Here is a 14,099-nt window from a genome sequence, read left to right on the forward strand (position 1 = left end):
GCCTCCTACCTGACGTTCGCGCCGGCGTCGACGGGCAGCGTGACGCCGGTGATGTACCGGGCCTCGTCGCTGCCCAGGAAGAGCACGGCGTTGCTGATGTCGATCGGCTCCACCCAGGGGACCTCCAGCGCGTTGAGCGACAGGAAGCCGGGCAGCGCCTTCTCCTGGCTGGGCGCCGGGTCGTCCGGCGCGAAGAGCTTCCAGGTGCCGGGGTTCTGGATCATGTCGGTGTCGACGTTGGTCGGGTGGATCGTGTTGACCCGGATGCGGTGCGGCGCCAGCTCGTTGGCCAGCGTGCGCATCAGCCCGACGATCCCGTGCTTGGTCGAGACGTAGTGCCCGACGTTCTGGATCCCCTTCAGCCCGCCGATGGAACTGGTGAACATCAGCGACCCGCCGCCGCGCTCGATCAGGTGCGGCACGGCCGCGCGGGCGGTGTTCCAGACGCCGGTGAGGTTGACGTCGAGCATCTCCTGCCACATCTCGTCGGTGATCTCGAACGCGGCGCCGAAGCTGGCGATCCCCGCGTTCGCCACCGCGACGTCGAGCCCGCCGAGCTCGGTGACGCCCTCGTTGACCGCGGCGGTGAGCGCGGCCCGGTCGCGGACGTCGGCGACCCGCGCCACGATCCGCCGGTCGAGCTTCTCCACCTCGGCGACCGTCTCGTCGAGGTCGGCGCGGGTGGCCGGCGGGTACTTGTCCACGGTGGCCAGCGGCCCGCAGAGGTCGACGGCGATGATGTCGGCCCCTTCCTGCGCCAGCCGGACCGCGTGGCTGCGGCCCTGCCCGCGCGCGGCGCCGGTGATCAGTGCGACCTTGCCCTCGACCCGTCCCGCCATGGCACGCCTCCTCGCGTCGTCGCCCGGCTATTGTCTACCAAACGACTGTCAGATGGGGAAGCTCAGTAGCGCATGGTCCCGGCGAAGGCCTCGAGCCGCCGGCCCAGCACCGCCTCGGCGGTGGTGATGCCGGAGCGCGCGGCCTTGTCGATGCCGATCCCGCGGGCGCGGGTGGTGTCCCCGGTGAGCCAGAGCCCCTCGACGCCGCGGACCTCGGCGTCCGGCCGCACCGGCCCGACCAGCCCCGGCTTGGTGATCACCCCGTAGCTCGTGACGACGTGCGGTTTCGTCCACAGTGCCCCGCGCGCGGCCGGCATCATCTCCTCGATGTCCTCCCACAGCTCGGCGAACTTCCGGTCGAGCCAGGCCCGGTCGCCGTAGTGCTCCGTGGCGTCGAACGAGGCGCCGACGCAGGTCAGGTACTCGCCGTCGGGCGAGACGCCGGGGTCGTAGCCGGTGAAGTTGAGCGTGAAGCCGGGCAGCCCGCACCGCGGCGTCGACAGGAAGGACGCCATCTCCCGCTCGCTCATCGCGATCACCGGCTCCCTCGCGGCGATCCAGTAGCCGATCCAGCAGGCGCGGTTGCGGTTCGCGGCCAGCATCCCGATCCGGGACCGGAGCTCCCAGGGCAGCGCGCCGTCGTCGAACAGCCGCAGCAGGTCCCACACCGGCGCGGACACCACGACCTGCGGCGCGGGGATCTCCTCGCCGTCGCGCAGGGTCACGCCCTGCACGGCCCCGTCCCGGACGTCGACCCGCCGCACCGGCGCCGACAGCCGGATCTCCCCACCCTTCGCCTCGAACGCGGCGACCATGGCGTGCCACAGCGCGTCCCACCCGCCCATCGGCCAGAACGAGTAGCCCGCCATCCGTTGCGTCGTGTAGTGCAGCTTGCGGGTGTAGAGGTTCTCCGAGGCCGAGTGCTCCCACGGCCGCAGCGTGATCTGCTCGAGGACCGAGATGGCCTCCCACACCGTGTAGACACCCTCGTCCGCGGTGTACTGCGCCATCCACTCCCGCAGCGACGCGTGGTTCCAGGTCTCCAGCTCGTCGTACGAGACGTCGTTCAGGGCCTGGATGCAGCGCTTGAGCCCCTGCTTCGCCACGCCGGAGTACTGCTCCTGGATCGGCGCCCAGCCCTTGCCGTTGGTCCAGAACGGCATCGCGTCGCTGCGCTCGGAGTGCACCAGGTCGAGCCCCATCACCGAGCAGACCCGGGTCAGCGAGTCGCCGGGGTCCTCGACGAGATGGCTGCCGAGGCCCAGCTGGTGCCCCTTGTACCGGTACTCCCGCGCCCGCCCGCCCAGGTACGCGTGCTTCTCCAGCAGCAGCACCCGCTTGCCCTGCTCCGCCAGCAGCGCGGCGGTGACCAGGCCGGACGTGCCCGCCCCGACCACGACGACGTCGTACGACACGGGCGCCTCCCAGCGTCTACCGTTCGTTTGGTAGTGACGCTAGCGGCGCGATCCGCACCCGGCAACCGGCTCGCGGGTCGTCCGCGCGGGACCGAGCCCTCCGCCGTTCACCCGCGGCGGATGACGACCGGACCGGAGGGCCGGATCACCCTGCAGTCCGGGGACGGACCCGAGGAGGACCGACGTGGCAGGAGACCTCACCGCCGGCGAGCCGCGCGCACCCCGGCGGACCCGATGGGTCGTGGTGGTGCGGCTGGCCGCGGTGCTGCTGTTCCTGCTCGGGTGTTGGAACGTGTGGGACGGGATCAGCGCGCTCGCCCGCGGCGGGTTCGTGGCCGCCGACGCCGAACAGGTCCTGTTGCTGGAGGTCACCAAGTGGGGCTGGGTGCTGCTGGCCCTCGGGGTGGTGGAGCTGGCGGCCGCGCCGGCCCTGCTCCGCGGAGCCGGCTGGGCACGGGTGGTGGCGGTCCTCGTGGCGGGCTTCAACGGGATCGTCCAGCTGGCCTTCCTCGTCGCCTACCCGGTGGGGGCGGTCCTGATCCTGGTCCTGTCCGCCCTGGTCGTGTGGGCGGTCGTGCGGCACGGCCAGGAAGTGGGTCGCTGAGCGCAGCGGTCCGGCGGGCACACGGGCGGCGCTCCGGGGAGCGCCGCCCGTGACCGCCGCTAGGCGTGCGGGATCTTGAACGGCGCCAGCGCTCCCGCATCGACGACGTGGGTCGTGCCCGTGACGTACCGTGCCTCCTCCGAGGCCAGGTAGAGCACGGCGTTGCTGATGTCGACCGGGTCCACCCACGGGATCGGGATGGCGTTGAGCGCGGTGAAGCCGGCCTCCGCGTCGGCCCGGGTCGCGCCGCGCTGCCCCCCGAGGAAGAGCGAGTACATCGACTCGTTGTTGACCATGTCGGTGTCGACGGTCGTCGGGTGCACGGAGTTGCACCGGATCCGGTGGGGCGCCAGCTCCACGGCGAGCGTGCGCATCAGGCCCGTCACGCCGTGCTTCGCCGCCGTGTAGTGCGCGAGGTTGCCGAACGCGATGAGCCCGGCGATCGAGCTGGTCAGGATGATGGAGCCGCCGGTCCCCTGCTCCAGCATCGCCGGGATCGCCGCCTTGGTCGTCTTCCACACGCCGGTCAGGTTGATGTCGAGCATCTCCTGCCAGGAGTCCTCGGTGATCTCCCACGCCGGGGCGAAGGACCCGATGCCGGCGTTGGCGACCACCACGTCGAGGTGCCCGAACTCCGCGATCCCGTCCGCGACCGTGGCCTCCAGCGCCCGCAGGTCGCGGACGTCCGCGACCCGGCTCAGCACCCGCCGGTCCAGGTCCTCGACCTGCTTGACCGTCTCGGCCAGGTCGGCCTCGGTCGCCCCGTCGTACGGCGCCGACGCCACGTCGGCGCAGAGGTCCACGGCGATGATGTCCGCGCCCTCCTGCGCGAGCCGCAGCGCGTGGCTGCGTCCCTGCCCGCGCGCCGCCCCGGTGACCAGCGCGACCTTGCCCTCGACCCGTCCCGCCATGGGGAACCTCCCGCGTCCTGTGCGGGCCCCGTTGCCCGCGCTCCCACTCTCCGGACGCGGCGAGGGCGGGTCAACGGCGCGGGACGATCACCTTGGCGACGTCGACGAGGGACCCGTCGAGCAGCACCTCAGCCGGCCGCCGGTTCGGCCGCGATCGGCGCGTCCGACCGCGTGTCGTCCGGGTGCCGCCCGAGCGCCAGCACCAGCAGCATCGCGACCAGCGCGAACGCGGCGAAGAACCAGAAGTTCCACTGGAACGCGACGCCCGCCCCGATCAGCAGCCCGACCGCGTACGGGCCGAGGATCCCGCCGAGCCGCCCGACGCCCATCGCGAACCCGAGCCCGGTCGCCCGGATCCGGGTCGGGTACGAGGCGGCGACGAACCCGTTCACCAGGATCTGCGAGCCCATCGCGCCGAAGCCGAGGAACGCGACGAGCACGTACAGCACGGCCTGCGGCAGCAGGAAGGACAGCAACACCAGACACACCGTGCCGACGCCGAGCGCGAGGGGGATGACCCGCTTCGAGCCGACCCGGTCGGCGACCGTGGCGATCACGAGCGTGCCGATGACGTTGCCGAGGTTCAGCACCAGCAGGAACGCGATCGCCGAGCCCAGCGGGTAGCCGGCCTGCCGCATGATCTGCGGCAGCCAGGTGCCGACGCCGTAGCTCAGCAGCAGCCCGCAGAAGCTGATCAGCGCGAACAGGAGCGTCCAGCGGCGGTAGCGGCCGAAGATCTCCGCGGTCCGCACCTTCGGCGCCGGCCCCGCGGGCGCCGGCTCGAGCGCGATCCCGTGCCGCGCGGCGAGGGCGGCCGCCTCCGCGTCCCGCCCGCGGGCCCGCAGCCACGCCGGCGACTCCGGCAGCCACTTGAGCGCGATCGGGAAGAGGAGCAGCCACGGCGCCGCGCCCACGGCGAACATCACCCGGAACCCGCCGACCGGCAGCAGCGCGATGGCCAGAGCCGCGCAGATCACCCCGCCCGACGAGTATCCGGCGTGGACCACGGAGTTGTAGAGCTGCCGGCGGTCCCGCGGCGCGTACTCCACGGCCAGCGCGATCGCCGAGGGCAGCACGCCGCCGAGCCCGACGCCGGCCACGAACCGCAGCAGCCCGAAGACCTCCGGGTTCGGCGCGGCCGCGCACAGCCCGGTGGCCACGCTGAACCAGGTGATCGCGATCAGCACCAGGCGCCGCCGGCCGAGCCGGTCGGTCAGCCAGCCGGACGACAGCGCGCCGACCGCCATGCCGACCAGGGCGAGGCTGCCGATCAGGCCCGCCTCCGCGGCCGTCAGCCCCCACGGCGTGTACTGCAGCAGCGAGGGGACGACGGTCCCGTAGACGACCAGGTCGTACCCGTCGAGGATGACGACCGCGAAACAGATCGCGACGACGGCGGCGCCGGGCGCGCGCATCAGATGCCGAAGCCCTTGTCGAAGGAGCGCACCGGCGAGTCGGCGGCGAGGGTCATGCGACTGTCCTTCCACTGTGGAGTGTCGGAGCGAGCGGCGCCCTCGCTCACCGGCGGTGAGCGGGAGCGCCGTTCGCCTGGGCGAGGGTCAGGGGACGGTGACGGTGGCGCCCTGGGCCTGCAGGAACACGAGCGGGTCGACGATCTCGGCGAAGGCCGCGAGCCTGCCGTCCCGCACCGTGACGGTGCTGATGGAGGAGTTCCGATACGGCTCGCCGGTGGCGAGCTCGTTCACGATCTCGATGCAGCGCTCGACGACCTCGGCACCCGCAGCGGTGCTCATGCGTCGAACCCCTCCATCTGCGGTGTCGTGAGCGGCGAGATCGCCCGGCCCGAGATCTTCCACGTGTCGCCGACCCGCCGGTACTCGTCCCGGTTCAACGCGATCGCCTTGATCGAGGCCCCGGACTTCGTCTTCCCCTCGGAGAACACGTAGTTGGTGCCGTGGGCGGTGTCCGGGCCGTCGAACTCCACGATGTGGTTGGTCATGATGTGGAACTGCTCGGCCATGGCCTCGGCGTCGGCCTCGAAGAAGCCGTGGATCTCGTCGCGGCCCTCGAACCTCTTGAGGCCCACCGCCGTGGCGTCCCAGTACGCGTCGTCGGTGTAGGCGGAGAGCGCCTCGTCCGGGTCGAACAGGTCCAACCCGCGGGCGTACAGGAGCGTGGCGTCGATGATCTGCCGAACGTCGTCTGCGCGTCCCATGCCTCAGTCCTCGTACATGATCACGCCGCGGAGGTTCATGCCCTTCTGCATGTCCGCGAACGCCTGGTTGATGTCCTCGAGCGCGTAGGTCCGGGTGATCAGCTCGTCGAGCTTCAGCTCACCGGTCCGGTACAGGTCCGCGAGCAGCGGGATGTCGTTGCGGGACTGGGTGGTCCCGTACAGCGAGCCCTGCAGCCGCTTGCCGGACATGGCGAAGGTGAACAGGTCGAACTCGACGTCGCGCTGCAGGATCGGCGCGGCCGAGGTGAGCACGATGACGCCGCCGCGGCGGGTCATCTCCTGCGCCGGGTTGAGCAGGTTCCCGTAGGCGATGCCCACCGTGATGATCACGCGGTCGGCGCCCTGCCCGTTGGTCAACTGCCCGACGAGCTTCGCCGCCTCCTCGTAGTTCGACACCGCGTGCGTGGCGCCGAACTCCTGGGCCTGCTCCTGCTTGAAGGGCACCGGGTCGACGGCGATGATGTTCTTGGCGCCCATGTGCCGCGCACCCTGCACCGCGTTGATCCCGACGCCCCCGATCCCCACGATCACGACCGTGTCGCCGAGCTGCATGTCCGCGGCGTAGACCGACGAGCCCCACCCCGTGGGCACGCCGCAGCCGATCAGCGCGGCCTTGTCCAGCGGGATGTCCTCGTCGATCTTGACGACGGCGTCGACCGGCGCGCAGACGTAGGGCGCGAACGTGCCCAGGAAGGACATGCAGCCGACGCCGGCCTCCCTGCCGTCCTTGCCGCGCGCGTGCACGCGGTGCGTGCCGTCGGGTGCGTAGCCGGCGAGCACACCGGCGCCCAGCTCGCACATGTTCGAGCGGCCGGAGACACACATCCTGCACTTGCCGCAGGAGGGCAGGAAGGAGAGGACGACGTGGTCGCCGACCTCCAGGTCGTGCACCTCCGGACCGACCTCGGTGACCACGCCGGCGCCCTCGTGGCCGCCGAGCACGGGCGCCCAGGGCAGCGGGATCACGCCGTCGTCGAGGTGGTTGTCGGAGTGGCAGATGCCGGACGCGGCCAGCTTCACCATCACCTCGCGGCGCTTCGGGGGATCGATCTCGATCTCCTCGACGCTCCATCCGGAGTTGGTGCCGGGCTCCCAGAGCAGGGCTCCCTTGGTCTTCATGAATGCTCCCCTTCGAGCAGGCACGGGCAGGAAGGCACGGACAGGAAGGCACGGGCGGGAAACGGGGGCGGTCGGTGGTCAGACGGACCGGTCGCGGTCCGCCCAGTAGGGGGCGCGGAGGTCGCGCTTGAGGATCTTCCCGGTGGGGGCCTTGGGCAGGGCGTCGACGAACTCGACGGACCGGGGCTTCTGGTAGGAGGCCAGGTGCTGCCGCGCGGTCTCGATGATCTCCGCCTCGGTCGCCGTGGTCTCGGGCTTGAGCACGACGAAGGCCTTGACGGTCTCGCCCCACTCGTCGTCGGGCACGCCGATCACGGCGCACTCGAGCACCGACGGGTGCTGGTTGACGGCCTCCTCGACCTGGATCGAGTAGATGTTCTCGCCGCCGGAGATGATCATGTCCTTGGCGCGGTCGACGATGAAGACGTACGAGTCGGCGTCCCAGGTGGCGACGTCGCCGGTCCACATCCAGCCGTCCCGCAGCGTGGCCGCGGTGAGGTCCGGCCGGTTCAGGTAGCCGAGCATGTTCGCCTCGGACCGCACCACGATCTGTCCGGCGGTCCGCCCGTCCTTCGGGACCTCGTTGCCGTCGGGATCGACCACGCGGACCGTGGTCACGAACCCCTCGCGCCCGCAGGACATGAGGCGTTCGGGATGGATGCCGCGCACCGCGTCGAGGTGGTCCTCCTGGGAGAGGAAGCACATCGTGGTGCCCTCGGTCTGCCCGTAGCCCTGGACCAGGGTGCACGGGAAGTTGTCCAGGGCCGCCTTGACCACGGACGACGGCATGGGCCCGCCGCCGTACTGGATGTTCCGGAGCGAGGAGATGTCGTAGGAGGAGAAACCGGGCACGGCCATCATCCAGTTGAGCATCGTGGTGATGCCCAGGAAGGCCGAGACCTTCTCCTCCTGGATGAGCTCCAGGGCGGTGCGGGCCTCGAAGTTCATCAGCACGAGCGGGCAGCCGTGCCGGTGGTAGTTCATCGAGAGCACGACCGGGATGTGGTACATCTGCCCGGTCAGCATGTAGACGTCCGTGGCGACGATCCGCTCGGCCACCGTCTGGTTGAGCATCCCGAACGACGTGCTGGTGTGGCTGTGCAGCGCGCCCTTCGACTCCCCGGTGGTGCCGCCGGTGTAGAGGATGAAGAAGGGATCGGCGTCGCCGGTCGAGGCGGCGCGCTCCGGCTCCGCCGTGCTGCTGCGGGCCAGCAGGTCCTCGTAGCTGCCGTCGCCGCCGCGGCCGTACTGCAGCCAGTGCGGCACGTCGACCGCCGCCTGCAGCTGCTTGGCGGTGTCGAGCCACTCGTCCGAGGCGACGAGCGCCTTGGGCCCCGCGTCGGTGACGATCTTCGTGAGCTCGGGGACGCCGAGCCGCCAGTTCAGCGGCTGCGCGACCAGTCCGGCGCGGCCGGCCGCGTAGTACAGCTCCTGGTACTCGATCGAGTTCTTGGCCAGGATCGCGACCCGGTCGCCCTTGGCGAGCCCGAGCCCCCCGTCGCCCGTACCGGCGAGCCCGTTGGCCAGCCGCCGGACCCGCTCGTCGAGCGTGCGCCAGTCCGTCCGACGCCCGTTCGGGGCGTCGACGATCGCGTCCCGGGTGGGGGTGAGCGCCGCCCACTTCTCCGGGATCCGTCCGACGTTGACCATCAGTAGGGCAGGTCGAGGTAGATGTGCCGGGAGGTGATCAGCCAGGCGTCGCCCTGCTTGACCAGCTCGTCGCGGTACCAGCCGCTGGAGAGCACGCGGATCGCGCCGTCCTCGATCGACAGCAGCGTGAGGTTCGACGTCGTCGACGCGCTGTCGGCCGTCTCCTTGACGACCACCAGGTTCGAGATGTTGTGCCGGCGCTGGTCGGTCTGCCCCGCGAGCGAGTCGGCGTGCAGCTTCCGGATGGCCTCGCGGCCGTCGAACGGGCCGATCGTCTCGCCGTCGCGGCCGATCTGCATGGTCATGGTCGCGGTCTCGGCGAACTGCGCCGCGATGAGGTCGACGTCGTTCTCGTCGTAGCCCCAGGCCGCGCGGCCCAGGGTGTTCTCGATCTCCGCACGAGCGGTCATGGGGGCCTCCGGCAACGCTGGTCGTCATCGTCTAACGGCCGTTTGGTAGCGGTGAGGCTAGCACTCGTCCCGAGTGGCCCACAACACTCCCGGCCGCCGACGGGGAACGGGCGCGCGGACGCGCTCAGCGCACCCAGTCGTAGCTGCGGGCCACCGCGCGGGCCCAGTTCTCGCGCTCGCGCTCGCGGACCGCGGCGTCCATCTCCGGCTCCCACCTCGCGGCCCGGTGCCAGTTGCCCCGCAGCACCTCCAGGCCGGGCCAGTGCCCCACCGCGAGCCCCGCGGCGTAGGCCGCCCCGAGGGAGACCGCCTCGGACCCGAGCGGCCGCTCCACCGGAACGTCGAGCACGTCCGCGACGTACTGCATGAGCAGGTGGTCGGCGGTCATACCGCCGTCGGCCTTGAGCCGGGTGACCGGGATGCCGGACTCGGCGTTCATGGCGTCGACGACCTCGCGGGTCTGCCACGCGGTCGCCTCCAGCACCGCCCTGGCCAGGTGCCCGCGGGTGATGTAGCTCGTGAGGCCGACGATGACGCCGCGCGCGTTGGCCTGCCAGTGCGGCGCGTAGAGGCCGGAGAAGGCGGGCACGACGTAGCAGCCGCCGTTGTCCGGCACCGTCATCGCGAGGGTCTCGATCTGCGCGGCCGTGCCGATCATGCCGAGCGAGTCCCGGAACCACTGCACCAGCGAGCCCGTGACCGCGATCGAGCCCTCCAGCGCGTAGACCGGCCGCTCCCCGACGAGGTAGCCGACCGTCGGGATCAGCCCCTGCGCGGAGCCGCCGATCCGGGCGCCGGTGTTCTTGAGCAGGAAGGCGCCGGTGCCATAGGTGCACTTGACCTCGCCGGGGGCGAAGCAGGTCTGCCCGACGAGCGCGGCCTGTTGGTCGCCCAGCGCCCCGGCCACCGGCACCCCGGGCAGCACCTCCGCGCACACGCCGTAGACCTCGGCGTTCGACCGGATCTCCGGCAGCATCCGCTCGGGGACGCGCAGCGCCTCGAGGAGCTTCGGCGACCATTCGAGGGTGCGCAGGTCCATGAGCATGGTCCGGCTGGCGTTGGTCACGTCCGTGACGTGCACGCCGCGGCCCGGGCCGCCGGTGAGTCGCCAGATCAGCCAGCTCTCCATGGTCCCGAACAGGACGTCGCCCGCCTCGGCGCCCGCGCGGGCGCCCGGCACGTGGTCGAGCAACCAGCGCAGCCGCGGGCCGGCGAAGTAGGTCGCGGGACCGAAGCCGCTGGTCGACGCGTAGAGCGGGCCGAGGCCCTCCTCCACCAGGCGCGCGACGATCGGCCCGGTGCGGGTGTCCTGCCAGGTGATCGCGCGGGCCAGCGGGGCACCGGTGTGCCGGTTCCAGATCACCGTGGTCTCGCGCTGGTTGGCGATCCCCAGCGCCACGATGTTCTCCGGCTCCAACCCGGCCCGGCGCAGCGCCTCCGGGACCACCCGCGCGACGTTGCGCCAGATCTCCTCGGCGTCGTGCTCCACCCGCCCGGGCTCGGGATAGTGCTGGCGGTGCTCGCGCTGGGCCACGGCGAGCATCCGGCCCGAGCGGGAGAACAGCAGGCATCGCGTCGAGGTCGTGCCCTGGTCGATGGCCGCGACCACCCGCTCGCGCGACGCCGAGGTCCGTGGCTCGCTCACCGGGGCGTCACCAGCAGTGCGGAGATCTCCCGGCCCGCGTGCAGCAGCTGCTCGGCGAGGTGCCGGCGCGGCTCCCCGCCCCCACCGAACAGCTCCTCGACGGGTGCGGCGATGCCGAGGGCGGCCACCGTGAGCCCGCCGCCCGAGCGCAGCGGCACCGCGGCCCCGCCGACACCCGTCTCGAACTCGCCGACGTCCGTCGCCATGCCGCGGGCGCGGGCCGCCGCGAGATGGGCCTCCAGCATCGCGACGGTGCTCGCCGTGCGGCCGGTGTAGCGGCGCAGCTCCAGATCCCGCGCCGGGGGCGTGGCCACCGGCGCGAAGGCCAGCAGGCACTTCCCCCACGCCGTCGCGTGCAACGGCTGCTCGGTGTTGGTGCGCAGGGACTGCGGCGAGCCGTCCGGCCGGAAGACGTGGTGCACCAGGCTCGCCATCGTGCCGACCGGCGCCGCGAGGTAGACCGCGCATCCTGTCCCTCCGGCCAGGGCGTCCGCCCAGTTCATCGCCCGCGCCCGCAGGTCGTGGCGGTCCCAGCCGCCACCGAGCCGGCGCAGCCCGCTCCCCGGCCGGTAGAGCGCGGTGGTCCGGTCCTGGTCGACGAGGCCCTCGTCGCGCAGGGTCCGGACGAGCCCGTGCACGGTGGGACGGGGCAGGTCCAGCGCGGCGGCGAGCTCGGCGAGGGCGAGCGGACGGCCCGCGCCGCCCAGCAGCCGCAGGATGGCGGCCGCGCGCTCGACGGACTGGATCGCTCCCGGCACGAGTGGGAGCCTACGGGTGGTGTGACCCGGTCGACAGGATCAGTTCGACATTGTCGAACGTCGACCGTTGTCGCACTCCGCGCGCGTTCCTAGCGTCTGTCCCGTTCGGCCCCCGTCCGGCGCGTCGCCCGGACGGGGGCCGTCACGACCGGAAGGAGAGTTCGATGCGGAACTCCTACTTCGGCGCGCTGAGCGCCGAGTTCGCCGGAACCATGATCCTGATCTTGTTCGGCAACGGCGTCGTGGCGCAGGTCGTCACGGCGCCGAAGGACAGCCCCCTGGGCAACCACGACTCGATCACCTGGGCCTGGGGCATCGGCGTCACGCTCGGCGTGTACGTCGCGGCCAGGCTGTCCGGCGCCCACCTCAATCCCGCGGTCACCGTCGCGCTGGCCTCCTACCAGGGTTTCCCCTGGAAGCGGGTCCTGCCGTACATCGTCGCCCAGACGCTCGGCGCCTTCGTGGCGGCGCTGATCGTCCGCGTCGTGTACGCGGACCTGATCAACCGGGCCGACCCCAACCACACGTCGGCCACCCAGATCATCTTCGCGACGTTGCCGGGCAACGGCGGCGGCGGGGTCTCGATCCCCACCGCCTTCCTCGACCAGGTCGTCGGCACCGCGATCCTGGTGTTCGTGATCTTCGCCCTGGTCAACGCCCTGAACAACCCGCCGCTGGCGAACCTGGGACCCGTGGTCATCGGTCTGCTCGTCGTGGCGATCGGTATGGCGTTCGGCGCCAACGCGGGCTACGCCATCAACCCGGCCCGTGACTTCGGGCCGCGCCTCGCGTCGTACATCACGGGGTACTCGACGGCCTGGGTCGCTCCGGACGGCACACCGTACTGGTGGTTGCCGATCGTCGCGCCGATCGTCGGCGGCCTCGTCGGCGGCGCCTTCTTCAAGATCCTCGTCGGCCGCTACCTGCTCCCGGACGACTCCGAGGAGCAGCCGGTCGGGCGCGAGGCCGTCGTCGAGCACGGAGGTGAGAACTGATGCCGGAGTACGTCGGCGCCGTCGACCAGGGGACGACGAGCACGAGGTTCATGATCTTCGACCACAGCGGCAACGAGGTGGGCCGCCACCAGCTCGAGCACGAGCAGATCCTGCCCGAGGCGGGCTGGGTCGAGCACAACCCCGTGGAGATCTGGGAGCGCACCTCCTCGGTCATCCAGACCGGCCTGAACAGGACCGGGCTGTCCGCCAAGGACCTCGCGGCGCTCGGGATCACCAACCAGCGCGAGACGACCGTCGTGTGGGACAAGAACACCGGCCGACCGCTCTACAACGCGATCGTCTGGCAGGACACCCGCACCGACCGGATCGCTTCCAAGCTGGAGCGCGACGGGCACGGCGACACCATCCGCCGCAAGGCGGGCCTGCCTCCGGCCACGTACTTCTCCGGCGGCAAGATCCAGTGGATCCTGGAGAACGTCGACGGGGCCCGCGAGGCGGCCGAGCGCGGCGACGCGATCTTCGGCAACACCGACAGCTGGCTGGTCTGGAACCTCACCGGCGGGCCCAACGGCGGCGTGCACGTCACGGACGTCACCAACGCCAGCCGGACCATGCTCATGGACCTCGAGACCCTCGACTGGGACGACGAGCTGCTCGCCCTCTTCGGGATCCCGCGGTCGATGCTGCCGAGGATCTGCTCCTCGAGCGCGCCCGAGGCGTACGGCAGGACCCTGGCGAACGGGCCGCTCGGCGGCGAGGTGCCGATCACCGGCATCCTCGGCGACCAGCAGGCGGCGATGGTCGGGCAGGTCTGCCTGTCGCCCGGCGAGGCCAAGAACACCTACGGCACGGGCAATTTCATGCTGCTCAACACCGGGACCGAGCTCGTCCGCTCGGACTCGGGCCTGCTGACCACGGTCTGCTACCGGTTCGGCGACGAGCCGGCGGTCTACGCCCTGGAGGGCTCGATCGCCGTCACCGGTTCGGCCGTGCAGTGGCTGCGCGACCAGCTGGGGATCATCTCCGGCGCCGCGCAGTCCGAGTCCCTGGCCCGCCAGGTCGAGGACAACGGCGGGGTGTACTTCGTGCCGGCCTTCTCCGGTCTGTTCGCCCCCTACTGGCGTTCCGACGCCCGCGGCGCGATCGTCGGGCTGTCGCGCTACAACACCAACGCCCACCTGGCCCGGGCGACGCTCGAGGCGATCTGCTACCAGAGCAAGGACGTGGCCGACGCGATGGAGAAGGACTCCGGGGTGCACCTGGAGGTCCTGAAGGTCGACGGCGGCGTCACGGCCAACGAGCTGTGCATGCAGATCCAGGCCGACGTCCTGGGGGTCCAGGTCTCCCGGCCCGTCGTCGCCGAGACGACGGCGCTCGGCGCGGCCTATGCCGCGGGCCTGGCCGTCGGGTTCTGGAAGGACACCGACGAGATGCGCCAGAACTGGAACGAGTCCAAGCACTGGGACCCGGTCTGGAGCGACGAGCAGCGTGCGACCGGGTACGCCCAGTGGAAGAAGGCGGTCCAACGGACGTTGGACTGGGTAGAGGTCGACTAGGTACACCGCATCGGCCTCCCGCTGGAAAGGAAGACCTGT

Annotated in this window: 14 protein-coding genes; 3 read left to right on the forward strand and 11 right to left on the reverse strand. The window is 71.5% G+C overall.

Annotated elements, in window-relative coordinates; genetic code table 11:
• Positions 1-5 precede the first annotated feature (5 nt).
• The gene (locus LWC35_RS17295; RefSeq protein ID WP_232871176.1) at positions 6-839 is read right to left on the reverse strand and encodes a mycofactocin-coupled SDR family oxidoreductase; all 834 of its coding nucleotides are present in this window, start codon (positions 837-839) and stop codon (positions 6-8) included.
• A gap of 62 nt (positions 840-901) precedes the next feature.
• Entirely contained in the window at positions 902-2,254 is a 1,353-nt protein-coding gene (locus LWC35_RS17300) for a phytoene desaturase family protein (RefSeq protein WP_232871177.1), read from the reverse strand.
• Between the two features lie 184 nt (positions 2,255-2,438).
• Here LWC35_RS17300 and LWC35_RS17305 point away from each other — a divergent pair, with 184 nt between their 5' ends.
• Positions 2,439-2,858 carry a DUF7144 family membrane protein gene (locus tag LWC35_RS17305; RefSeq protein ID WP_232871178.1) on the forward strand — a complete coding sequence of 140 codons (420 nt, stop codon included), beginning with the start codon at positions 2,439-2,441 and terminating at the stop codon, positions 2,856-2,858.
• 59 nt (positions 2,859-2,917) lie between these two features.
• On the opposite strand, the gene LWC35_RS17310 is transcribed toward LWC35_RS17305, so the two are convergent.
• The 9 genes from LWC35_RS17310 to LWC35_RS40330 all read right to left on the reverse strand — a co-directional run bounded on the left by LWC35_RS17310 (position 2,918) and on the right by LWC35_RS40330 (position 11,548).
• Positions 2,918-3,769: a mycofactocin-coupled SDR family oxidoreductase gene (locus LWC35_RS17310; protein WP_232871179.1), complete on the reverse strand. Its 852-nt coding sequence runs from the start codon at positions 3,767-3,769 to the stop codon at positions 2,918-2,920.
• Positions 3,770-3,897: 128 nt separating this feature from the next.
• Positions 3,898-5,184, reverse strand: a complete 1,287-nt coding sequence (locus LWC35_RS17315) for an MFS transporter (RefSeq protein ID WP_232871180.1) — start codon at positions 5,182-5,184, stop codon at positions 3,898-3,900.
• Positions 5,185-5,328: 144 nt separating this feature from the next.
• A complete protein-coding gene (locus LWC35_RS17320) occupies positions 5,329-5,523 on the reverse strand; it encodes a nuclear transport factor 2-like protein (RefSeq protein WP_232871181.1) in 195 nt (64 codons plus the stop codon).
• The gene (locus tag LWC35_RS17325) at positions 5,520-5,945 is read right to left on the reverse strand and encodes a nuclear transport factor 2 family protein (protein WP_232871182.1); all 426 of its coding nucleotides are present in this window, start codon (positions 5,943-5,945) and stop codon (positions 5,520-5,522) included. Before LWC35_RS17325 ends, LWC35_RS17320 begins: the two co-directional genes overlap by 4 nt.
• A 3-nt stretch (positions 5,946-5,948) precedes the next feature.
• Positions 5,949-7,085, reverse strand: coding sequence for an NDMA-dependent alcohol dehydrogenase (locus LWC35_RS17330; RefSeq protein WP_232871183.1), 1,137 nt, complete (start codon positions 7,083-7,085; stop codon positions 5,949-5,951).
• Between the two features lie 78 nt (positions 7,086-7,163).
• Positions 7,164-8,735 (reverse strand): AMP-binding protein, encoded by a 1,572-nt coding sequence (locus LWC35_RS17335; RefSeq protein WP_232871184.1) that lies wholly within the window; start codon positions 8,733-8,735, stop codon positions 7,164-7,166.
• On the reverse strand, positions 8,735-9,145 hold the full coding sequence (locus LWC35_RS17340) for a nuclear transport factor 2 family protein (protein ID WP_232871185.1): 411 nt from the start codon (positions 9,143-9,145) through the stop codon (positions 8,735-8,737). The genes LWC35_RS17335 and LWC35_RS17340 overlap by 1 nt, the downstream gene beginning before the upstream one ends.
• A gap of 124 nt (positions 9,146-9,269) precedes the next feature.
• On the reverse strand, positions 9,270-10,790 hold the full coding sequence (glpK, locus tag LWC35_RS17345) for a glycerol kinase GlpK (RefSeq protein ID WP_232871186.1): 1,521 nt from the start codon (positions 10,788-10,790) through the stop codon (positions 9,270-9,272).
• Positions 10,787-11,548 carry an IclR family transcriptional regulator gene (locus tag LWC35_RS40330; RefSeq protein WP_232871187.1) on the reverse strand — a complete coding sequence of 254 codons (762 nt, stop codon included), beginning with the start codon at positions 11,546-11,548 and terminating at the stop codon, positions 10,787-10,789. The genes glpK (LWC35_RS17345) and LWC35_RS40330 overlap by 4 nt, the downstream gene beginning before the upstream one ends.
• A 164-nt stretch (positions 11,549-11,712) precedes the next feature.
• On the opposite strand from LWC35_RS40330, the gene LWC35_RS17355 reads away from it, so the two are divergent.
• Entirely contained in the window at positions 11,713-12,543 is an 831-nt protein-coding gene (locus LWC35_RS17355) for an MIP/aquaporin family protein (protein WP_232871188.1), read from the forward strand.
• A complete protein-coding gene (glpK, locus tag LWC35_RS17360; protein ID WP_232871189.1) occupies positions 12,543-14,060 on the forward strand; it encodes a glycerol kinase GlpK in 1,518 nt (505 codons plus the stop codon). Before LWC35_RS17355 ends, glpK (LWC35_RS17360) begins: the two co-directional genes overlap by 1 nt.
• Positions 14,061-14,099: the final 39 nt, after the last annotated feature.

This window comes from Pseudonocardia kujensis, assembly GCF_021283305.1.
GTDB classification, from domain to species: Bacteria; Actinomycetota; Actinomycetes; order Mycobacteriales; family Pseudonocardiaceae; genus Pseudonocardia; species Pseudonocardia kujensis.

Coding starts and splice junctions, on each gene's coding strand:
- LWC35_RS17295 (WP_232871176.1), bottom strand. CDS start 839: ATGGCGGGACGGGTCGAGGGCAAGGTCGCACTGATCACCGGCGCCGCG.
- LWC35_RS17310 (WP_232871179.1), bottom strand. CDS start 3,769: ATGGCGGGACGGGTCGAGGGCAAGGTCGCGCTGGTCACCGGGGCGGCG.
- LWC35_RS17315 (WP_232871180.1), bottom strand. CDS start 5,184: ATGCGCGCGCCCGGCGCCGCCGTCGTCGCGATCTGTTTCGCGGTCGTC.
- LWC35_RS17320 (WP_232871181.1), bottom strand. CDS start 5,523: ATGAGCACCGCTGCGGGTGCCGAGGTCGTCGAGCGCTGCATCGAGATC.
- LWC35_RS17325 (WP_232871182.1), bottom strand. CDS start 5,945: ATGGGACGCGCAGACGACGTTCGGCAGATCATCGACGCCACGCTCCTG.
- LWC35_RS17330 (WP_232871183.1), bottom strand. CDS start 7,085: ATGAAGACCAAGGGAGCCCTGCTCTGGGAGCCCGGCACCAACTCCGGA.
- LWC35_RS17335 (WP_232871184.1), bottom strand. CDS start 8,735: ATGGTCAACGTCGGACGGATCCCGGAGAAGTGGGCGGCGCTCACCCCC.
- LWC35_RS17340 (WP_232871185.1), bottom strand. CDS start 9,145: ATGACCGCTCGTGCGGAGATCGAGAACACCCTGGGCCGCGCGGCCTGG.
- LWC35_RS17355 (WP_232871188.1), top strand. CDS start 11,713: ATGCGGAACTCCTACTTCGGCGCGCTGAGCGCCGAGTTCGCCGGAACC.
- glpK (WP_232871189.1), top strand. CDS start 12,543: ATGCCGGAGTACGTCGGCGCCGTCGACCAGGGGACGACGAGCACGAGG.